The 19,396-nt window shown below is 36.0% G+C and carries 22 protein-coding genes; 14 read left to right on the top strand and 8 right to left on the bottom strand.

Annotation, left to right across the window (positions count from 1 at the left end; translation table 11 throughout):
* Positions 1-58 precede the first annotated feature (58 nt).
* Positions 59-2,605 carry a phosphoenolpyruvate carboxylase gene (locus Q360_RS0114680; protein ID WP_027077757.1) on the bottom strand — a complete coding sequence of 849 codons (2,547 nt, stop codon included), beginning with the start codon at positions 2,603-2,605 and terminating at the stop codon, positions 59-61.
* Between the two features lie 699 nt (positions 2,606-3,304).
* On the opposite strand from Q360_RS0114680, the gene Q360_RS0114675 reads away from it, so the two are divergent.
* The 3 genes from Q360_RS0114675 (at position 3,305) to Q360_RS23485 (ending at position 6,519) form a co-directional block, all read left to right on the top strand.
* Positions 3,305-4,123 (top strand): endonuclease/exonuclease/phosphatase family protein, encoded by an 819-nt coding sequence (locus Q360_RS0114675; RefSeq protein WP_027077756.1) that lies wholly within the window; start codon positions 3,305-3,307, stop codon positions 4,121-4,123.
* Between the two features lie 544 nt (positions 4,124-4,667).
* Entirely contained in the window at positions 4,668-4,889 is a 222-nt protein-coding gene (locus tag Q360_RS0114665; protein WP_027077755.1) for a hypothetical protein, read from the top strand.
* 220 nt (positions 4,890-5,109) lie between these two features.
* Entirely contained in the window at positions 5,110-6,519 is a 1,410-nt protein-coding gene (locus Q360_RS23485; RefSeq protein ID WP_036196076.1) for a sulfatase family protein, read from the top strand.
* 46 nt (positions 6,520-6,565) lie between these two features.
* On the opposite strand, the gene Q360_RS0114655 is transcribed toward Q360_RS23485, so the two are convergent.
* Complete coding sequence (locus tag Q360_RS0114655; RefSeq protein ID WP_027077754.1) at positions 6,566-7,225, bottom strand: uracil-DNA glycosylase family protein; 660 nt, start codon at positions 7,223-7,225, stop codon at positions 6,566-6,568.
* Between the two features lie 119 nt (positions 7,226-7,344).
* Between Q360_RS0114655 and Q360_RS25355 the strand changes: the two genes are divergently transcribed.
* The gene (locus tag Q360_RS25355) at positions 7,345-7,473 is read left to right on the top strand and encodes a 30S ribosomal protein THX (protein WP_084273462.1); all 129 of its coding nucleotides are present in this window, start codon (positions 7,345-7,347) and stop codon (positions 7,471-7,473) included.
* A gap of 3 nt (positions 7,474-7,476) precedes the next feature.
* Here the strand turns inward: Q360_RS25355 and Q360_RS0114645 are convergent, their stop codons facing one another.
* The 4 genes from Q360_RS0114645 to Q360_RS0114630 all read right to left on the bottom strand — a co-directional run bounded on the left by Q360_RS0114645 (position 7,477) and on the right by Q360_RS0114630 (position 10,375).
* Positions 7,477-7,839: a hypothetical protein gene (locus Q360_RS0114645; protein ID WP_027077753.1), complete on the bottom strand. Its 363-nt coding sequence runs from the start codon at positions 7,837-7,839 to the stop codon at positions 7,477-7,479.
* Between the two features lie 57 nt (positions 7,840-7,896).
* Complete coding sequence (gene yaaA, locus Q360_RS0114640) at positions 7,897-8,658, bottom strand: peroxide stress protein YaaA (protein ID WP_027077752.1); 762 nt, start codon at positions 8,656-8,658, stop codon at positions 7,897-7,899.
* 95 nt (positions 8,659-8,753) lie between these two features.
* Positions 8,754-9,785 (bottom strand): RluA family pseudouridine synthase, encoded by a 1,032-nt coding sequence (locus Q360_RS0114635; RefSeq protein WP_036196074.1) that lies wholly within the window; start codon positions 9,783-9,785, stop codon positions 8,754-8,756.
* Positions 9,786-9,787: 2 nt separating this feature from the next.
* The gene (locus Q360_RS0114630) at positions 9,788-10,375 is read right to left on the bottom strand and encodes a PASTA domain-containing protein (RefSeq protein ID WP_027077750.1); all 588 of its coding nucleotides are present in this window, start codon (positions 10,373-10,375) and stop codon (positions 9,788-9,790) included.
* 173 nt (positions 10,376-10,548) lie between these two features.
* Between Q360_RS0114630 and Q360_RS0114625 the strand changes: the two genes are divergently transcribed.
* The 7 genes from Q360_RS0114625 (at position 10,549) to Q360_RS26740 (ending at position 16,360) form a co-directional block, all read left to right on the top strand.
* On the top strand, positions 10,549-11,523 hold the full coding sequence (locus tag Q360_RS0114625; protein WP_027077749.1) for a D-alanine--D-alanine ligase: 975 nt from the start codon (positions 10,549-10,551) through the stop codon (positions 11,521-11,523).
* A gap of 33 nt (positions 11,524-11,556) precedes the next feature.
* The gene (coaD, locus tag Q360_RS0114620; protein ID WP_027077748.1) at positions 11,557-12,015 is read left to right on the top strand and encodes a pantetheine-phosphate adenylyltransferase; all 459 of its coding nucleotides are present in this window, start codon (positions 11,557-11,559) and stop codon (positions 12,013-12,015) included.
* Between the two features lie 457 nt (positions 12,016-12,472).
* Positions 12,473-14,314 carry a PAS domain-containing protein gene (locus tag Q360_RS24795; protein ID WP_084273463.1) on the top strand — a complete coding sequence of 614 codons (1,842 nt, stop codon included), beginning with the start codon at positions 12,473-12,475 and terminating at the stop codon, positions 14,312-14,314.
* On the top strand, positions 14,311-14,715 hold the full coding sequence (locus Q360_RS0114610) for a response regulator transcription factor (protein WP_027077746.1): 405 nt from the start codon (positions 14,311-14,313) through the stop codon (positions 14,713-14,715). The genes Q360_RS24795 and Q360_RS0114610 overlap by 4 nt, the downstream gene beginning before the upstream one ends.
* A 409-nt stretch (positions 14,716-15,124) precedes the next feature.
* Entirely contained in the window at positions 15,125-15,421 is a 297-nt protein-coding gene (locus tag Q360_RS26750) for a M14 family metallopeptidase (RefSeq protein WP_027077745.1), read from the top strand.
* Between the two features lie 171 nt (positions 15,422-15,592).
* Positions 15,593-16,021 (top strand): hypothetical protein, encoded by a 429-nt coding sequence (locus tag Q360_RS26745; RefSeq protein WP_027077744.1) that lies wholly within the window; start codon positions 15,593-15,595, stop codon positions 16,019-16,021.
* Positions 16,022-16,039: 18 nt separating this feature from the next.
* Positions 16,040-16,360, top strand: a complete 321-nt coding sequence (locus tag Q360_RS26740; protein ID WP_027077743.1) for a hypothetical protein — start codon at positions 16,040-16,042, stop codon at positions 16,358-16,360.
* Between the two features lie 182 nt (positions 16,361-16,542).
* Here Q360_RS26740 and Q360_RS0114590 read toward each other — a convergent pair whose 3' ends face one another.
* Complete coding sequence (locus tag Q360_RS0114590; RefSeq protein WP_027077742.1) at positions 16,543-17,133, bottom strand: NUDIX hydrolase; 591 nt, start codon at positions 17,131-17,133, stop codon at positions 16,543-16,545.
* A gap of 7 nt (positions 17,134-17,140) precedes the next feature.
* On the opposite strand from Q360_RS0114590, the gene pyrE reads away from it, so the two are divergent.
* Together pyrE and Q360_RS0114580 are read left to right on the top strand one after the other, a co-directional pair.
* Positions 17,141-17,785, top strand: coding sequence for an orotate phosphoribosyltransferase (gene pyrE, locus Q360_RS0114585; protein ID WP_027077741.1), 645 nt, complete (start codon positions 17,141-17,143; stop codon positions 17,783-17,785).
* Positions 17,786-17,789: 4 nt separating this feature from the next.
* Entirely contained in the window at positions 17,790-18,182 is a 393-nt protein-coding gene (locus tag Q360_RS0114580) for a hypothetical protein (protein WP_027077740.1), read from the top strand.
* Here the strand turns inward: Q360_RS0114580 and Q360_RS0114575 are convergent.
* Complete coding sequence (locus Q360_RS0114575) at positions 18,179-18,910, bottom strand: biotin--[acetyl-CoA-carboxylase] ligase (protein ID WP_027077739.1); 732 nt, start codon at positions 18,908-18,910, stop codon at positions 18,179-18,181. The two genes, Q360_RS0114580 and Q360_RS0114575, sit on opposite strands and share 4 nt — an antisense overlap.
* 102 nt (positions 18,911-19,012) lie before the next feature.
* On the opposite strand from Q360_RS0114575, the gene rsfS reads away from it, so the two are divergent.
* Entirely contained in the window at positions 19,013-19,390 is a 378-nt protein-coding gene (gene rsfS / locus Q360_RS0114570; RefSeq protein WP_027077738.1) for a ribosome silencing factor, read from the top strand.
* Positions 19,391-19,396: the final 6 nt, after the last annotated feature.

The following is a 19,396-nucleotide window of genomic DNA, read 5'->3' as shown; positions in this document are numbered from 1 at the left end:
TGGGCTCTTTTATGTGCAGTATCCTATAATTGACACCGGCAAAATTCGTCACCTATGCTTAGGCCGAATTCCTACTCGCATTAATATTACCATATAGGGACCTGGTCACAATTTTCTCATACAAATCCTTATGCGTGTTACCTTCTCCAATTTTCTGCAAGGCATACTGCTGTATGACCAATAATGGGAGTACAATATTTTCTCTAATTTTTATAGATTCCCTAGAAATAGCTTCCTTCTCCATCAAAATTTCCATACCCGAAAGTTCTAAGAGCATCTTTTTGGAAAGTTGGTATTCCTCGTGTAATATTTCCCAAAATGCACCATACTCTTTATTCTCCTTCATATAGCTAGTAAGCTCAAAGTAGCATTTGGATAGGCTCATCATACTATTTAACATCAATGCTTGGAAAAAAGGCACCTCATCATATACTTTCTTTGCCTCTTCAAACCTACCCTCGTTAGCGATTGCTTGTAGAGCCGATCCAATACCAAAATAACCAGGGACGTTTTGTTTTAACTGGCTCCAGGACCCTACAAAAGATATCGCCCTAAGATCTGAAAGTTCCAACTTGGCTTTGTTCCCTCGTTTTCCAGGTCTACTTCCAATATTTGCTTTGGTATAGTATTTTAAAGTACTCATATTCTCCAAATACGACATAAACTTATCATGATGCTTTAACGCATCGTATTTGGCGAAACTGAGTTCGGAGAGTTCTTCTATCAAGGTTCTGGCTTCTTCAGAAATCGTAATCTCTTTTCCTAATATCGTATTTGAAAGTCCCGCAGTTAACAGTTGTTCACTATTGTATATAAACTGCTCCTTAGTACCGTAGGTACTGGTAATCGTCTGGCCTTGTATGGTAAGTTGGATTTCGTTATTGGCTACCTTATTTGTTTGGGCAGCATAAAAGCGGTGTGTTTTTCCACCACCCCTTGCTGGGGGTCCTCCTCTACCATCAAAGAAAATTGCAGCGATGTCATTCTTTGCACAAACTTCGGAGAGTTCTTCCTTAGTCTTTAAGATAGACCAGTTCGCTTTTAGATAGCCACCGTCCTTGGTACCATCGGAAAACCCAAGCATTATCGTCTGCTTATTTGCCCTTTGTTCTAAATGTTTTCTGTACTCCTTTAAACTGAACAGCTGTTGCATAGTTGCCTCCGCATTGTCCATTCCATTCATTGTTTCAAAAAGCGGTACAATATCAAAGGTAATTTCCTTGTCTGCCCATCCGCACCATCTAAAAAGCGCATAAACGTACAACATACTAAACACATCTTCTGAATTACTAATAATGTACCTATTACAGCCTTGTTCTCCATTCTTTGCTTGAATATCGGCCAGTTGTGAAACGTTCTTTATAGTGTCTTTTACGATTTCCTCGTCGTAATCATTGGCATTAAGAACGATATTTTTATGCATCAGGATATCAATCAATTCGGCCTCGGATAACTCGTTCACATCAGCCTTGATAAAACCGTTCTTAAGCAAAACGGCGTTCATCACCTTGGTATGCATGCTATGGTCCTGACGGATATCAATCGTAGCAAAATGCGTTTTAAAGATTTTTACCTTATCGATATACAAATCTAGCTCCTTTAAATACAAGTTATGGTACTTATGGACCAAAGCCTCGCGTATTTGGTTTAAGGGGCCAATGATATCTTCGTACCCAACGTCTTTACTAGGATCAAACATGGCCATATATAGGTTACCACGTAATTTATTTATGGGTTCTTGCACCTCTCTAAACGTTAATTTATTCTGCAGCCCTTTTAAATCGTTATAGTAGCACTTCATAAGCGTAACGCGTAGCTCGTTCACCACATCTTTAGTAATATCTGCAGTTACGAACGGATTCCCGTCCCTATCGCCTCCGGGCCAAAAACCAAGTTTAACGATATCGTGATTCTCAAATTTCTGGTTACCAGCACTGCCTTTGATATAGGCATACATATCGCCGATAGCGTCATAATATACATGCCGTAAGGTGTAGATAATATTCTTGGCTTCGTCCAACGGAGTAGGCTTTTTGGCATTGACCAAAGAAGTAAGTCCCAATTGCTGTAATACCACGTCTATTTCGTCTATTCTGTCCTCCAGAATCAATGTTCTTAAATTCGTGATGATATCTAATACAGCTGGAGTATAGAATTGTGTTGGGTGTGCGGTTAGGACAATACGGGCACTAAAGCTATTGAGCTTATCCAAAATAGAATCCCAATCATTATTGTTATCTATCAATTGAAAATAGTCCTTTAAGGATAATGAACTACTGTGCTTGTGCAATTTAGGGAAAGCCGCATCTTCTACACTATCATATAAAACCACTTGCCGTTCTACATACTGTATAATACGAAACATAAAATCTATTCGCTCTTTCTCAGTTTCTATCTCCGCAAAATTCTCAAAAAAAGCTTCTAAGATTTCTTTGGGGTTTAGACCTGCCTTTAACCCTTTTTGGGATTGATCCATAAGCAAGGGAATAAGCATCCCCACGTTATCTATATTTCTATAGGGTAAATTAAGGAACAGGCTATTATAAACATTAAATTTATTGTTTACCGATTTCTTAAATTCTGCCAATCTTTCTAACTGCTGCATAGGGTACTATAGTTTACGATCCTAATTAATATGATACTATTTTGATAGAGTGTCATTCTGCCATAAATATCGCTATTCTATAAGAATCTTGCGGTTAATTTAAAGGTAAATAACAAAAATGAAGCGGCACACCACAAAAACAACAGCATTGACAACAATAACTATACAGGACCCTAAAGGAGTAATATATTTACTTTATAATTAGCTACATAATTTTTTTCATTTTCATATAGTGTTCTCGTAAAAGAGTCCAGTCCAAAAGGCTGGACTCTTTTTGGTTTTGAGGTTTTTCTACCTTCCCCATAACCAGGAACGCTTATCTCCCGGTATTTTTAGTTCGATTCTTTCTATTTGCTTTTGTATCTTGGAATACAAAATAGAAATATACCTACAGGCACGAATATTCCTCTTATTTGGAGTATCAACATACCAAGGTATATTTATACAAATGTTAACGGTTAATTTAGAAGTGTCTGCTCATGAATAAACAGAGACAAAATATGAATCAATTCCGTTCTTTTCACTGCCAAACGTTAAAGATGATAGGAGTAGGCAAAATAATAGAATGCGAATAAGAGGTAAGACCCTTCTACTATTTTTTTGTGATGGCAACTATATCATCAATTGCAGAATGAAAGCTTAAGCCCTATTATTGCGTACACAATATTTCAAATTAGATATTTAAAGAAAATTAAAACTATGAGAATACTGTTTTTAGTACTTACAGCTTTTCTTACTTTCTCGTGTGGAAATAAGTCATCGCAAAAACAAAATAAGAAAGAAAATGCAATCCAAATAAAAGTGGCTGCATATAATGTGGAATTTAGTAAAAATGCATCGGCCATCGAAATTGGTAAAGCATTGAAAGGCTATGATTTTGATGTTGTTTGTTTTTCGGAAGCACCTGGCGGTGGCTGGACAAAAGAAGTTGGTTCAGTTATGGGTCTGAATCATATTTTGATAGGTAAATATTCAACTGCCGGTCACAAAGACAAATATAAAACCATCGCCAGCCGCATACCTTTATACAATTATGAAGAGGTTTTAATGGCAGATACTCTTCATTCGGCAACCCGTGCAAAAATGAAGGTTAATCATACGGAGTTTGTAATTTATTCGGTTCATTTTCCTTTTGCTACAAGAGGTCAGGCCCATTTTGATGAAACAAATAACAAAATCCAGACCTTTGTAGATTATCTAAAAGAAAGACAAAACAAAGAGCTATCAGTTGTTGCGGGCGATTTTAATTTTATACCAACAAATACCAACGCCGTAAACCAGTATCATAAAATGTTTATAGATATTGGGCTAGATGTAAGCTGGACGGAGTTGGGTATTGATTGTACAAAACTAAATACACACAATGCTCTAAAACCTGAAGAAAATGGGAGTGGAAAAGTCATTGATCACATTATGTACAATACCGCTAAAATCAGAGCCATGGATGGTAATATCGTTGAAATGAAAAAAAACCTTTCCGATCATAAGCCGGTTTGGGCATTACTAGCGTTAAAATAAGGCATACGAGTATTAAACAGAAGGGGGGGGATATAACGAATCAAAATAAGCCTCTAATGGAAATAGATATAAAGTGTTCAGAAAAAAACCCGCTAACAATGTGTTTGATAACATACTAGCTTTCGCTTCTTATATTATAAAACACCTAAGGTTAGCTTCAATAAACGATTCAATAAAACTAGTTTTCTTTATGGTTTAACTAGCTCTCTTCTTACTTATATTCTCTACAATAGTTAAAAAGCCTTCTCTATAATCACTACGAATAGAAACCGCAACCCCATCTATGACCACGCCATATTTTTTTTACTGTTTGCACAAGTAGTAGTGCCGTAAAACAAGTGAAACAGTTTTGTGTTTTGCGAATGCAATGAGCATTCAAAACTTCGAAGGACTTGCTGATTATGGACATGCTGATATGACAGGTTTTTTAAGGTCAAAAGAAGGTGTAAATCAGCTAAAAAAAATGCGGGGTTATTAGAAAAAAGGGTCTGGAAAATTCAAATCTGATACTATTTATAAAACTGAAGGAGAAATAGGCAATAAGATGGTACATATTAGATTTCATTTTGAGAAAAACGACATGGGATTAATCTTAGGAATTAACGCTAAGATTCAAATTCAAGGAATGTTTAAGGCTAATATCATTAGAATAAGCCCTATTCCGATAGTAAAATTAACACCTATAATTGAAAATGAATTTTTTATCAATGGACACCAAAATGACAGCATGCAGGAACTAAAACAACAATATGTAACGAAGGATTGATTTTAATAGACGGTAACATAAATTTTAAAGCAATAATTAAGCCTTCTTTTTAATCAAGAAAAAAGCCAACAGATAACACTGTATAACTGCAATAGCAGTTTGAACATTTACGCAAACCGTTTTTGTTTTACTTTGAGTATATTACTATCCTAAAAGGAATTGTATTTGAATAAGATACTACTTTTATACTAAACGTGATAAGTAATTAAAAAGAAGATACATGAAAATAAAAGTACTCCTTTGGTCGCTCCTATTTTCATTGCTCTTTATTGCTTGTGACGCTACAAAAAAAAATACAGTAGAAAAACCCAATATTTTATTTTTCCTAATTGATGACCAAAGAAATGATATGATGTCATGTGCAGGTCATCCGATTATACAAACTCCAACGATAGATAATCTCGCTAAAAACGGCATTCGATTTACAAATGCTTTTGTCACCACTTCCATTTGTGCCGCAAGTAGAGCCTCTATCCTTACAGGCTTATATGAAAGTAAGCATACGTATACATTTGGCAAGAATCCCATTAAGACTGAATTCATGGATAATTCCTATCCATTTTTGCTTAAAAAGTCAGGATACGAAACGGGTTTTATTGGAAAATTCGGTGTTTCAATTGAAGAAACGGATAGTATGCTTATACAAATGTTTGACATTTATAAACCTTCGCCAAAATCTGGGCCACATTTTGTGCAGCTTACGAATGGTAGTAAACGACACTCTACCGAGATTAAAGGAGATGAAGCAGTCCAATTTATTAAAAATCAATCCAAAGAAAAACCGTTTTGCCTATCAGTTAGCTTTAACGCTGTACATGCTGTAGATTCTAATTTAACCCCAGGTAGTAAAGGACACTATCCTTATCCGCAAGCAGTTTCTCATCTGTACGAGAATATTAAAATACCAAAGCCTGACTTGTTTGATTCTGCTATTTATGAAAATCATCCTGAATTTTTTAAAAATTCCCTTAATAGGGATCGGTTTTTTTGGCGTTGGGATACCGAAGAAAAATATCAAGAGAATATGCGAGCTTATTATCGCATGATTAGTGGGTATGACCATGTAATGAAGCGCGTAATAAATGCACTTAAAGAAAATGGACTTGATAAGAATACTATTATTATTTTTTCTGCTGATAATGGTTATTATATGGGAAATAGAGGTTTTGCTGGTAAATGGTCTCATTACGAAGAATCTCTCCGAATCCCTATGGTTATTTATGACCCAAGAGTGTCCTTAAATACTACCGAACGCACTAATGATGAAATTGCCCTAAATATTGATATTCCCGCAACTATCCTGGACCTAGCTGGAATCTTACAACCTAAACTTTACCAAGGAAAAAGTCTTGTGCCTTTTTTAAATAGTACACAAATTGAAACTTGGCGCACCAATTTTCTTTGTGAACATAGAATGGAACATGATAAAATTCCAAAGTATGTAGGCATTCGAGGACAGCGATATGTGTATGCAAACTATTATGAACAAAATCCGCCGTATGAGTATTTACACGATTTGCAAAAAGACCCAAAGCAATTGGAAAATCTAGTACATAATTCTGAATACAATGCAGTACTACAAGATATGAGAAACAAATGTGATAGCTTAGAAAATAAAATTACAAAATGAATAAGTCCTATACTTGTGCATAATCAATACGGGTTTTAGGTTATATCTAAAAATATTGCTGATACTGCATTACCCTAAAATCCAAGGTATTAAACTCAGGATTCTCGGCTTTCATTTGCTTATAGAAATCAAGCCTACCAACAGCCCTATTTGCAGCTCCTGAAGGAGCCGTTAAGGAAACTGTTTGTATGTTATCTCCTGTCTTTGGATGCACAAAGGTATGGATACGGGGAACTACATTGGAGACCACTTCAAAAGCTACCTTATTTTTCTTTAAATGTTTTCTAAAGAAATATTCAGGTCCGTTTTTGCTGTTACCACCCGTAAATAGTAGGGTGTCTACATTCCTATACCTAGCTAAATAACCCAGTACATTTCGCAATTGTATGTTCTGCATTCCCAGGTCCGAAGCGTCTATTTTTTCCCGTTCCGCAGATGCAACAATATCACAAATACCAATATTTCTACTTTTTAAGAATCCCTTACGTTCTAAGATAGCCTCTTCTGTGGTCTCAAACTTTAGGTTTAAGTCAAAGATTCGGTCTAAAATAGGCCAAAGCTGTCCGTCTCTACTCCCATAACTAAAGTGAACATCGCCCTCTTTTAAATCGCCTTGCGTAAATCTAGGCGGTGGTAACGTGCCTACTATAAGTTTTGTAGCTTCTTCAAATAAAAAAGGTTCGTACGGATGGCGATGTGAAAACAAACAATTGGGATATTGACAAGTACAATTAAAAAAGCGCTGGTACTTAATTTAAAATCTAATTTATTAACTTTAATTGAAACGATAAGAAATGTAGTGTAACTTCTAAATTATAAGTACTTATGGGTAAGGGAGATAAAAAATCAAAAAAAGGAAAAATATCTAATAATAGCTATGGAGCCAGAAGACCAAGGAAGATTAAAAAACGTCCCACAGTAGAGGAAAAAATAAAGGTGGGTAAAAAGAAGTAAGGCTTAGTCTATTTTAAAATTCAAATCGAGCTCATTGGCCTCATCCAGTGTCAATTCATAGGTGTAAAATCCTATTGGTAAAGAATCTGTAAAAACTGATTCAGGATTGTAGGTCAAGGTAGTAGAATCTGCTACTACTGTCAGGGCGATTTCTTGAAATGCTGCTGCATACTCCAAATATTTGGAATATTCCCCTGTTGCAATAGCCCTATAAACGGTATCCTTGCCTACCACACGAACTTCGGAAAAAAAAGTCTCGGTACTATTTTGGATTCGTATGTTTACCATAGTCACGTCATCGTCCCTATCGGTACAAGCTACTAAAACACCCACTGCCAAAATTATTAGAAAAAAATACCTTTTCATACCTATTCTTTATTACCGTTCTTACTAGGTATATAACGGTAATACCAAAAGAATATTTTACCGAATAAAGACCGGTTCGTTATCTTTCAAGGTATGCTCTTTGCTGAACTGATACTCATCCAAATTAAAACCTCTGATATCATCCAAGGTCTGTGCATCTGAATCTATGATGTAGCGCACCATAGAACCTCTTGCTTTTTTTGCGTAAAAGCTAATTATCTTTAGTTTGTCGTTTTTCCAATCCTTAAAAATTGGAGATATTACCGGTACTTTTAAAGTTTTTTTATCTACCGCGCTAAAATATTCGTTACTGGCCAAGTTAACGAACAACTCGTTTTCCTCTAGTTCAGAATTTAGATGCTCTGTGATACTTTTTTTCCAAAACTCATACAAGTTTTTAGTTTTACCAACAACTAAGGAAGTTCCCATTTCCAGTCGGTAAGGCTGCATAAGATCCAAAGGCCTAAGCACGCCATAAAGACCGGAAATAATTCGTAAGGTACCTTGAAGTTTGTCAAGCTTATCCTCCCCTATTGTGTAAGCATCCAATCCTCGGTACACATCTCCGTTAAATGCATAAACTGCTGGCCTGGCATTCTCCTTGGTAAACGGTACACTAAAATTTTGGTTACGCTCCCAGTTTAATTGTGCTAGATTATCCGAGATAGACATAAGGTTGGATAAATCCTCTGGTTTTTTCTTTACAAGTACCGTATTCAATTTCTTTGCAGACGCTACAAATAATGGCTCTGTGTATTTTGTAGTAGGCAAAGTTGTTTCATAATCCAAGGACTTCGCAGGGGATATTACAATCTTCATAGCATCGTTTTTTAATCAGATTATAAAAATAAAAAGGAATGAAGACATTACCTATATCTATAGGAAAAGAGTTTTGATACTACTATTGTCCTAACCTATGCTTGCGTACTGCTGTGGCTATAACTACGCCATTTTTCAATACATTGGTGCATATCCTCAGGAATTTCTGAATCAAAACGCATTGCTTTTCCAGTTACCGGATGTACAAATCCCAAAGTTTTGGCATGTAAGGCCTGTCTTGGTAAGACCTTAAACGCATTATCTACAAACTGTTTGTATTTGGTAAATGTAGTTCCTTTGAGGATACGCTCACCACCATAACGTTCATCATTGAACAAAGTATGCCCGATGTATTTCATATGTACCCGTATTTGATGTGTCCTCCCTGTTTCCAATTTGCAGGAAATTAAAGTAACATACCCTAATCGCTCTATCACTTTATAATGAGTAACCGCTTCTTTCCCGTCTTCCCCTTCAGGAAAAACGGTCATTTGAAGTCTATTCTTCGGATGCCTACCTACATTACCTGTTACGGTACCGGCATCATCTTCCATATTCCCCCAGGCCAAAGCAACATACTCACGCTCCGATGTTTTATCAAAAAACTGTTTGGACAAATGGGTCATGGCCGCTTCGGTCTTTGCAACAACCAAGAGTCCGGACGTATCCTTATCTATTCTATGCACCAGACCAGGGCGTTCATTGCTGTTAGCCGGCAGATTATCCGTGTGATGTATAAGCGCATTTATTAGGGTACCTGAGTAATTCCCGTGACCGGGATGCACTACCATTCCTGCTGGTTTGTTGACTACAAGCAGTACATCGTCCTCATAGACAATATCTAATGGTATATCTTCCGCGACCAATAAAAATTCGTGCGGCGGATGTTCAAACATAACCCGTATCTCATCGTCTGCCTTAACCTTATAGTTCGATTTCACAGTGGTACCATTCACCCAGACATGGCCGTTTTTAGCTGCTTGCTGTATTTTGTTACGTGTTGCATTTTCGATAAAATTCATAAGAAATTTATCTACCCGCAACGGTTCTTGACCCTTTGAGGCTATTACCCGGTGGTGTTCAAAAAGTTCATTGTCTTCCGGTTCCTGATCTGTATTCACTTGCATATTTATTCGGAATCTGCCTTAATTATAGCTCTACTGGTAATGGAACCGTTCCCGCAGATGAGCTCTACTTTAGAAGTCTTAGGTAGCTTATCGCCTGGTTTTACATATTTTCCCTTATACTTAATTTCGTATACCATGTCCTTACCTAACTCATCTATATAGGTTACACGCTGCACATCTAAACCGACAGCTTTTAGCATAGAAGTCGCATTTCGTTTAGTTACCTGCTTTATATTGGGCACAGTCACCTTTTTATAACCAGAAGGGTTAACCGTTAAGTATATTTTTCGATTCGTTTTGACTTTGGTCCCAGCAGCGGGATTTTGTTCTATTATTGAGAATCTAGGATAATCTGCATTGTAATTAGCAGAATCTAACACCTCGTATCTAAGGCCAGCGTCCTCTACCGATTTGCGCATGTCCATTACTGATTGCTTTGAAAAATCAGGAACTTCTACAAACTCACCATGATTGGTTAAACCTTTTAACCAAGACAGGGTAACAAAAACCAAAACAACGATTAAGACCAGGGCCAGACCCAACTGAATCAAAAAAGATTTACTTTTTAAAAAATTGAAAAAATTTCTCATGCCATTTATTAATGAGACAAAGATAATAAATGCGTGTGTACTAAAATGATTCCATTTTATTTCTTCTTACCACCCCACAAAACCCAATTACCCAGCTTTGATCATCTTAGCCCTTTTTTCTTTCTTCGGAATAGTACATCTTTGTACATGTATTAATCTCTTTAGTTTTTAAAATGAAAAAGAAGATAGCTATTGTCATGGGAGGCTATTCCAGTGAATACAAAATTTCTTTAAAGAGCGGGAACGTAGTGTATTCATATTTGAATAAAGCGAAGTTTGATTTGTTTCGCATTCATATTTTTAAAGATAAATGGGTTTACATAGACGACAACACTAGTGAGTTTCCAGTAAATCGGGGTGACTTCTCGATACTTCAAGACGGGGAGAAAATACATTTTGATTGTGTGTTTAACGCCATTCATGGTACCCCGGGAGAAGACGGGTTAATGCATGCGTATTTTGAACTGTTAAACATTCCACAAACATCTTGTGGCTTTTACCAAGCCGCACTCACCTTTAATAAAAGAGATTTATTAAGTGTTCTAAAACCGTATGGAATAAAATCTGCAGCGTCCTTTTACTTGAATAAAGGAGATGCTGTTAACGAGGATACTATTATAGAAAAAGTAAAGCTACCCTGTTTTGTAAAGGCCAATAAGTCTGGAAGCAGCTATGGTATAACCAAAGTCTACAAAAAGGAGGAATTAAAAAATGCCATTGAAGTAGCCTATAAGGAAGATGATGAAATTATTATAGAAGAATTCTTAGAAGGCACAGAAGTATCTGTAGGTGTACTGAAATATAAGGGAGAAACAACCGTATTACCAATTACAGAAATCGTAACCGAAAATGACTTTTTTGATTACGAGGCCAAGTACGAAGGAAAATCCCAGGAAATTACACCGGCCCGAATATCAAAAGTACAGGAAGAAAAAGTGACTTATGTGGCAAAAAATATCTACGATGTGCTAAAAATGACAGGGTTTTCTCGAAGTGAGTTCATCTTTATCGGCGAGGAACCTTTTTTATTGGAATTGAACACTTCACCCGGCCTAACAGCAGAAAGTATTTTACCGCAACAAGCTCAAGCGGCAGGTCTTGATTTATCCATGCTTTTTGAAAACGCTATCAATGAGGCATCGCGCTAAAATTACTTATCTTTAATCATAATACAATCGCTTATGAAACGTGCTATTTTCCCAGGATCTTTTGACCCATTAACCTTAGGGCATTATGATATTATAATGCGGGGAATTACAGTGTTCGATGAGCTCATCATCGCTATTGGTAAAAATGCAGATAAAAAGTATATGTTTTCTCTGGAAGAACGAATGCGTTTTATTTCGGAAGCATTCAAAGACCAAAAACAGATAAAGGTGCTCACCTATGAAGGTCTTACCGTTGATTTCTGCAAGAAAGTGGACGCCGCTTACATTTTGAGAGGACTGCGAAACCCAGGGGACTTTGAATTTGAAAAAGCCATTGCCCATACCAATCGTAAGTTATCAGAAATAGAGACTGTTTTTTTATTAACTTCATCAGGAAAATCCTACATTAGCTCCTCGATTGTTAGAGATGTGATACGTAACGGTGGTGATTATACCGGTTTGGTGCCAGATTCTGTAAGAGTATCAAAATAATTCTACTCCACTACTTTTATTTTATTAAACACTATATCTTCTAACTAATTTTAATTCTTATACTTTGTTATTTTTATCTGTATATTTCTGTAGGAAAATATCTGTGTTTAATTTTTAAGGATACAATATTTTCAGTTGCATATAAACAGCATATTAGTAAACAACTTTGAGATAAATGGCTGAAAATATCGATTTCATTGGAATTAGCTTGGTTTAACTGGAATTTAGTTGCTTAAGTGATATAGTATAAGGTCTCAACACTATTTTCGGAAACAGAAACCACAAGTAATCAAAGAAGAAATTAGCAAAAGCACTAAGGCAATCGAATACATATTTTTAATGAAATAGCTAACAAAAAAGAAGGTAACACGGGTAGTTACCACAACTATCAGATAGTTCACAACAAAAATTTACAATATTGAAAAATCCGAATAATATTGTAAGAAAATACAACATAATGCTGAAGGAAAAAAAAACTATATCAACTTCTTTTTTGGTAAAACAACTACCAACAGCTACGCTATTTGTAGATATGAAGCTTAATATAGTTTATGCATCTGATAAGTTAACATCTTTATTCTGCGACAACAGGATAAATTTTGTGGGGCAATCCTTGTTTACCCTTTTCCCACAACTAAATCTAAAATGGAAAGACGTTTTAATAGAATGCCTAAAAGGAACATCCAACTACATGGGCATTCAAGGTTTTAAAGATCTATCAGGTAATGAGAAATTCCATGAGTGGTCCAACGCTACTTGGTACGATTCTGAAGAAAACATTATAGGTGCAATTATTCAAATTAATGATGTCAGCTCTGCCATAGAAAGCGATATGGCGTTGGAAAAAGCCAACATATTATTGAAGCAGCAATCCGAACTTTCTAAAATAGGTGTTTGGGAATATGACTTGCAGAATAGCACTGTTAGTTGGTGTCCTATGACCAAAACAATACACGAAGTACCTCTAGATTACGAGCCAACTATAGATACTGCAATTCAGTATTACAAGGAAGGCCATAGCAGAAATACTATCTCCATGGCTGTTTTTGAAGCTACCGACAAAGGTATACCATGGAGTCTAAAACTACAGATTATCACAGCCAAAGGAAACGAAAAATGGATAATGGCAGCTGGGAAACCCATATTTGAAAAAGGAAAAATTGCTAGGGTAATGGGGACCTTTCAAGACATAAATGAGCAGGTTCTCTCGGAAACTAAAACAAAGGGGGACGCCAAACTCCTTAAAACTTTAATTGATAATTTACCTTTAAATGTTTTTATAAAGGATAGGGATTCTAAAAAAATACTGGTAAATAAATCAGAATGCGAGTATCTGGGAGTAACAGATGCTAATGAACTGTTAGACAAAACAGATTTTGACCTGTATCCTTTTGAAACGGCAAAACTATCAAGAGACGAAGATTTAAAGGTGATGGAAACTTTAAAACCAATCCTAGGCCAGGAAAGCATTAGTATTAAAAACGATGGTACGGAAACCGCTTTTTTAAGTTCAAAAATTCCGCTACTGGATGAAAACGGTTGTGCAACAGGTCTTGTTGGTATTAGCTTGGATATTACCAACTTAAAACAAAAAGAGCAAGAACTAAGAAGCCTAATCAACGTAACTTCCTTACAGAACAAAAAGCTCATAAATTTTGCACATATTGTTTCGCACAACCTCAGATCTCATAGCGCAAACTTTTCTATGCTTCTGGACTTTTTGGTCAATGAAAAAAATGAAAAAGAAAAAGACAAAATAGTAGACATGCTTACCCAAGCGTCGAATAATTTATTAAAAACCTTGGAAAATCTTAATGAAGTAGTAACCCTTAGCACCAATACTCAGGCTAAAAAAGAGAGTGTAAACCTCAGAAGTAAAATAGCAAGCATTCAAGAAAATTTATCTAATTTAATAGCTACTAATAAATTAAACATCATCAACGATGTTTCTAAAGACATACACATTCAAATAGTACCGGCCTACTTGGATAGTATCCTAATGAATTTTATAACCAATGGGGTAAAGTACAAACACCCAGATAGGGAACCGATACTTAAATTTAATACAGAAAAAAAAGGAGAGTATACCCTTTTAAATATAGAGGATAATGGACTAGGCATAGATTTGGAAAAATATGGCAGCAAGCTATTTGGAATGTATAAGACCTTTCATACCAATAAAGATTCTAGAGGCATGGGTTTGTACATCACCAAAAACCAAGTGGAAGCCATGCGTGGTAAGATTGAAGTAGAAAGTAAGCTTGGCGAAGGAACAAAATTTAAAGTATTCTTTAAATGAGAAAAATTAATTTCATCAGTATAGTAGATGATGACCCTATTATGGTATTCGGCATTAAGAAAATGTTGAATTCTACGGTGGAATGTAAGGTGGTAGAATCTTATAATAATGGAAACCTAGCTTTGGAAAATATCAAGCATAGCATCACAAAAAACAAGCCTCTCCCTGAAATTATTTTCCTAGATATAAATATGCCCATTATGGACGGTTGGCAATTCTTAACAGAATTTATCACTTTACCCATAAAAACAAAAGTGAAGGTAAACATAGTCACCTCTTCTATAGACCCGTATGACTTAACGCAGTGGGAATTTTTTAAGAATAGAACCCATCACATCATCACTTTTAACAACAAACCTATAAAAAAACAAAAGATGGATGATATTACGAAAATAGCATAGTAAACTGCCGGTATTCAGTTTTTAAAGTATTTTTACCCTTGATATGTATTGAACGAGCGAACATAAAAACCTTACCCATTCAACTACTTATACTACTGATTATTATCTGTTTTCTCATGTGACAACCAAACTGAAAATAGTCCATAGAATCTTAACACCTTTTGAAACCTCCAAGGGTATGTAAACAACTACGTATCAACTAGTAATAGCCTTCTATATAAAACTAGTAAAAGAATTCCCTGGGATTAATATACAGACCATAGGAAGCACCGATAGCCATAAACCATTACACATTGTAACCTATAATACGGATGGTGATTTCAATTTTAAAAATATCCAAAAAGACAAGACCATAATTCTTATAAATAATGGTATTCACCCAGGCGAAAGCGATGGTATTGATGCTACCATGCTACTTTACAGAGGCCTAGCAAGTGAGAAAATAAATTCGCCAAAAGATACCGTTCTAGTAACCATACCTATTTACAATATTGGTGGCTCCTTGAACAGAAATAAGGCCAGAAAGGCAAATCAAAATGGACCAGAATCTTATGGTTTTAGGGGAAATGTACGGAATTATGACTTGAATAGAGATTTTATAAAGTGTGATACTAAGAATGTGAGAACCTTTGCGGAAATCTATCATTTGGCACAACCAGACCTATTTATAAACAACCATGTAAGCAATGGAGCTCATTATCAATAAACGCCTACGCATTTATTTACCCGGCACAATACACTGGGAGGCGAACTAGGTAGCTACATTCATGAGGCTCTTATGACAGCGTTACAAGATTCACTTGCAACTGCCAATTGGTACATAACGCCCTATTTAAATGTATTTAATCGCAAACCAGCAAGAGGGTTTAAGTAATTTATGGATTATCCAAGATACTCTACCGGCTACACAACCTTTTGGAATACCCTTGGAATGATGGCAGAAACACACATGCTAAAACCATATAAAGACCGTGCAGAAGGCACCTATATGTTGATGAAAAAGATAATCAGCATTGCAGAAAAAGACGGAGAGCGTATTGCCGTACTCAGAAAAAATGCTCTAGAAAGACATTTAACGTGGAAGTACTATCCCATAGCCTGGCAAGTAGATACGACAAGAAGCTCCAACCTTAATTTCAAAGGATATAAACCAGAAACCACTACAAGCGAAATAACTGGTTTTAATAGGCTCCAGTACAATCGCAATATATCCTTCACCAAGAAGGTAGTGTATCAAGATTATTTTATTCCCTCAGATTCTGTTCAAATACCAGAAGCTTATATAATTGGAAAGCAGTGGACATAAGGAATAGATTTACTTTGTTTGAACAAAATCGATTTCAAACCGTTTAAAAAAGATACTATAATTTATGTAGAATTTTATAAAATAGATAGTTACGAAACTGTGAACACTCCTTATGAAGGTCATTATTTACATTACAATACGCAAACCAACACTACCATAAGCCAACAAAAAGTGTATGCGGGAAATATCTTAGTTCCAACGAACCAACCAGGTTTTAGATACCTCTTGGAAACGCTTGAGCTAAGGGCCGTGGACTCTTTTTTAACTGGAATTTCTTTGACACTATCTTACGACAGAAAGAGGGTTGTTCGCCATTTGTATTTGAGAATACTAGTTTAGCATTGTTACAAAACAACTCCGTTCTTAGAAATGAATTTAATACCAAAAAACAGGGTGAAAAGGAATTTTCGAAGAATTGGTATGCGCAACTGAATTGGTTATTCAAGGGCTCCCAACATTACGAGAAGGCTCACATGCAGTAACCCGTATTTCGAATACTTAAATCTAAATAATAGCTTAAACTAATCCCCCTCGAATAAAATTTTAATATTGGCATAGGAATTTTGAAGTGCTTTTTTAATTTTATTCGGGCCCTTCCACTTCACTTTTTCAATACCTTCCTTTTTTTCAGGCTTCAGTTTACCATTGTATTCGGTTTTCATCGCATACCAGTGTACCTGCTTTAATGTAGGTATCCCGTTATGATTAAAAATGTGATAGGTTGTTTTTAAAAAGTTTTCTATGCGCAATCCCTCTACTCCCGTTTCCTCCATAACCTCACGGATAGCGCAGTGTTCAACAGATTCTCCCTTATCGAGTTTTCCCTTTGGCAAATCCCACTTATCGTTTCTATAAATAAACAATACCTTACCCTCATTGTTGGTGACAACTCCGCCTGCGGCAACGATTAGAGGAATTTCTTTTGTAAATTTCTTAAGAATTTCCTCATGATTGGGATGATAAATGTACGCCTCAGTTAGTTTTTTTTTCTTTAAAGCCTTTATAGCACCGTGTATAGCCTCTTTGTTCAATGGGAAATACTCACCATTAGCCATTTCCGATAGCTTATTTGTTAAAATCAAGGGCAGTTCATTAACAAAAACTTTATACATTTGCGTTATGGTTTTAGACAAGAATACCGCAAAAAAAACAGCAGCGCTTCTGTTGCAAATTAATGCAATTAAATTGAAACCGGAAAATCCTTTTACATGGGCTTCTGGTTGGAAATCGCCTATTTATTGCGATAATAGAATCCTGTTATCCTATCCTCCGATACGAAATTTTATAAAGGACGAAATGGCAAGGCAAGTGGAGGTGTCTTATGGTAAACCTGATGTTATTGCCGGCGTGGCCACAGGAGCAATTGGTATTGGCGCATTGGTGGCGGACGTACTTGGGTTACCTTTTATTTATGTAAGGCCCGAACCAAAATCACATGGAAGAAAGAATCAAGTGGAAGGTCATCTGGAAAAAAACCAGACCGTCGTAGTCATAGAAGACTTAATAAGTACGGGCAAAAGCAGTCTTAATGCTGTGGATGCATTACGGCAAGAGGGAGCCAAGGTTGAGGGAATGCTGGCTGTTTTTACCTATGGATTTGAGACCGCAACACTTAATTTTAAAGAAAAACAGCTAAAACTGAATACCCTAAGTAGCTACGAATATCTAATAGAGCAAGCTTCTGAAACGGGCTACATTAAAGAAGAGCAACTGAGAACATTAAAGGAATGGAGGGTAGCACCTTCAAAATGGTTACAAGAATAAAGATATGTTTATAGAAACACCCAAGACTACTGTATCTAAAAGTGATAAAGAGACTTTTGAATTTTTAAATGAACTGGCCAATTTTGAACAACTGATGCCAGACAATATTGATAAATTTGAAGTACTTAGCGAAAATAGATTTCTTTTCGCTTTAAAAGGAATGCCTGAAATTGTTTTAGAGAAAAAGGAACAAACGCCACCGAATAAGTTAGTGCTAGGCGCAGCCAGTGAAAAACTACCCTTTATACTTACTGCAGATATTACTGCGATAAACGAAAACCAGAGTGAGGTATTGTTAAGTTTTTCTGGAGAATTCAACGCCATGATGGCCATGATGATAAAAAATCCTATTACAAACTTCATGAACACACTATCCACTAATTTAGCGAACATCTAATAATGTAGCTTAATTTCTTTTAAACTATACTCCTTAACACTTTCGTCTTGCAAGGAGACTTTTAGTTTGCCCTCTTTTGTGATTCCTCTGATGATACCGTTAAATAACGGGCCATGAGGTTCTTGGAAGGTTGCTGTACTATTTTTCTTAAAAAGTATATTTTCGTATTGACTTAATATACTATCCCATGTCGATAAACGTATATCGTTCAAATACCGTTGGAGGGTATCGAGTAAGGCTTGCAACAAATTATCTAAATTTATTTCTCTACCTAATAGCAATTTCAAAGATGATGCTTTAGCTTGATTTGAAAACAGAACCTGATTCACGTTTAAGCCAATTCCGATTACAGAAGTTTTAATCTCTTGGCCGGCAATACTATTTTCTATCAATATGCCACATATCTTAGATGTTCCTGACAGAATGTCGTTAGGCCATTTTACCCGAAGTCGAGGCAAACCGAGGTTCAAGAGCACTTCATAAACCGCACAGGACACGCACATACTAATCAAAAAATGATTATCCAAATACAAAGTATCATGCCGCTTTAAAACACTAAAAGTCAAGTTTTTACCCGGTTCAGATTCCCACGAAGCACTTACTTGCCCCCTACCCTTAGTTTGTGTGTGTGTTGTAACAACCGTAAAGTTGGGTGGACTTTTTAGGGTCATGAGCTCCTTTAAGTAGTCGTTTGTAGACTCCGTGGCACTAAGTTTGATTATTTTCATTTCTCTTTCATTTCTCTTTGCTTTTATCAATCTATAATGTATTGTTAAAAACTAGGGCTAAAAGAACAAAAAAATAATAACTTTGTAAAAATAAAATTTTGAATGCAGAATAGGAAAAATAATGCGGATGAGTTAATTGCATTAATTTTACAAGGAATAGAGGAGGTAAAAGGACAACACATAAATTTACTTGACCTTAGAGATATCGAAAACACTGTTTGTGACTACTTTATTGTATGCAACGGTACCTCTAACACGCATGTAAATGCAATCGTGGGTTCTATCCAAAAAATAGTTAGCAAAGCAATACAAGACAAACCTTGGCACATAGAGGGCGAAGCCAATGCCGAATGGGTACTGTTAGATTATATTAACGTCGTAGTTCATGTATTCCAGAAACAGATTCGGGAGTTCTACGACATAGAAGGCCTTTGGGGCGACGCGAAGTTTACAACAATAGAAAGTAGCATTAATAATTAAAAAAAT

This window comes from Maribacter antarcticus DSM 21422 (assembly GCF_000621125.1).
Taxonomy (GTDB): domain Bacteria; phylum Bacteroidota; class Bacteroidia; order Flavobacteriales; family Flavobacteriaceae; genus Maribacter; species Maribacter antarcticus.
This window is presented reverse-complemented; position numbering and strand designations above follow the sequence as displayed.

Bases quoted from the DNA above. Each gene is read 5' to 3' on its own strand.
- Q360_RS0114645 (WP_027077753.1), bottom strand. From the start codon at position 7,839: ATGAAAAGGTATTTTTTTCTAATAATTTTGGCAGTGGGTGTTTTAGTA.
- Q360_RS26750 (WP_027077745.1), top strand. From the start codon at position 15,125: ATGCTACTTTACAGAGGCCTAGCAAGTGAGAAAATAAATTCGCCAAAA.
- Q360_RS0114590 (WP_027077742.1), bottom strand. From the start codon at position 17,133: ATGTATAAAGTTTTTGTTAATGAACTGCCCTTGATTTTAACAAATAAG.
- Q360_RS25355 (WP_084273462.1), top strand. From the start codon at position 7,345: ATGGGTAAGGGAGATAAAAAATCAAAAAAAGGAAAAATATCTAATAAT.
- Q360_RS24795 (WP_084273463.1), top strand. From the start codon at position 12,473: ATGCTGAAGGAAAAAAAAACTATATCAACTTCTTTTTTGGTAAAACAA.
- Q360_RS0114680 (WP_027077757.1), bottom strand. From the start codon at position 2,605: ATGCAGCAGTTAGAAAGATTGGCAGAATTTAAGAAATCGGTAAACAAT.
- Q360_RS0114630 (WP_027077750.1), bottom strand. From the start codon at position 10,375: ATGAGAAATTTTTTCAATTTTTTAAAAAGTAAATCTTTTTTGATTCAG.
- Q360_RS0114625 (WP_027077749.1), top strand. From the start codon at position 10,549: ATGAAAAAGAAGATAGCTATTGTCATGGGAGGCTATTCCAGTGAATAC.
- Q360_RS23485 (WP_036196076.1), top strand. From the start codon at position 5,110: ATGAAAATAAAAGTACTCCTTTGGTCGCTCCTATTTTCATTGCTCTTT.
- Q360_RS26745 (WP_027077744.1), top strand. From the start codon at position 15,593: ATGGATTATCCAAGATACTCTACCGGCTACACAACCTTTTGGAATACC.
- yaaA (WP_027077752.1), bottom strand. From the start codon at position 8,658: ATGAAGATTGTAATATCCCCTGCGAAGTCCTTGGATTATGAAACAACT.
- Q360_RS0114575 (WP_027077739.1), bottom strand. From the start codon at position 18,910: ATGAAAATAATCAAACTTAGTGCCACGGAGTCTACAAACGACTACTTA.
- coaD (WP_027077748.1), top strand. From the start codon at position 11,557: ATGAAACGTGCTATTTTCCCAGGATCTTTTGACCCATTAACCTTAGGG.
- pyrE (WP_027077741.1), top strand. From the start codon at position 17,141: ATGGTTTTAGACAAGAATACCGCAAAAAAAACAGCAGCGCTTCTGTTG.
- Q360_RS0114635 (WP_036196074.1), bottom strand. From the start codon at position 9,785: ATGCAAGTGAATACAGATCAGGAACCGGAAGACAATGAACTTTTTGAA.
- Q360_RS0114675 (WP_027077756.1), top strand. From the start codon at position 3,305: ATGAGAATACTGTTTTTAGTACTTACAGCTTTTCTTACTTTCTCGTGT.
- Q360_RS0114580 (WP_027077740.1), top strand. From the start codon at position 17,790: ATGTTTATAGAAACACCCAAGACTACTGTATCTAAAAGTGATAAAGAG.
- Q360_RS0114610 (WP_027077746.1), top strand. From the start codon at position 14,311: ATGAGAAAAATTAATTTCATCAGTATAGTAGATGATGACCCTATTATG.
- rsfS (WP_027077738.1), top strand. From the start codon at position 19,013: ATGCAGAATAGGAAAAATAATGCGGATGAGTTAATTGCATTAATTTTA.
- Q360_RS0114665 (WP_027077755.1), top strand. From the start codon at position 4,668: ATGGTACATATTAGATTTCATTTTGAGAAAAACGACATGGGATTAATC.